The 492-nt window shown below is 47.4% G+C and carries 1 protein-coding gene; it reads left to right on the forward strand.

Features of this window, described 5'->3' with window-relative positions:
- A partial coding sequence (locus HC175_RS17795) for a ThuA domain-containing protein (protein WP_168139604.1) occupies positions 1-432 on the forward strand: 432 nt, incomplete at its 5' end.
- Positions 433-492: the final 60 nt, after the last annotated feature.

Below are 492 nucleotides of genomic sequence, written 5' to 3' on the forward strand. Positions count from 1 at the left end.
CGCAGTGGCGGGGGCTTCGCCGGAATACATTCCGCAGCCGACACTGAATACGAATGGCCCTGGTACGGGAAGTTAGTTGGCGGATATTTTAAATCGCACCCACACATTCAGGAGGCAGTAGTTAAGGTTATAAATACAGACCATCCTTCAACAAAACATCTCCCGAAGCATTGGACTCGGCGGGATGAATGGTATAACTATAAGAACCTTAATCCCGAGGTCACTGTACTTGCACAACTGGATGAACAAACTTATGAAGGCGGAGAAAATGGCAGCCACCACCCAATCGCCTGGCACCACTCCTACGAAGGCGGGAGAGCCTTCTATACCGGTGGCGGACATACTTCTGAAAGTTATATCGAACCAGACTTTCTTCAGCATGTGATGAAAGGGATCATTTGGGCAGGAGACCTGCAAAAGGTGATGGATTAAAAATTCACTTCCGCAGAAAACCGGTAAAGGCTGAAGCAAATTATATTCAAAACATGGACT

Source organism: Salinimicrobium oceani (assembly GCF_012037645.1).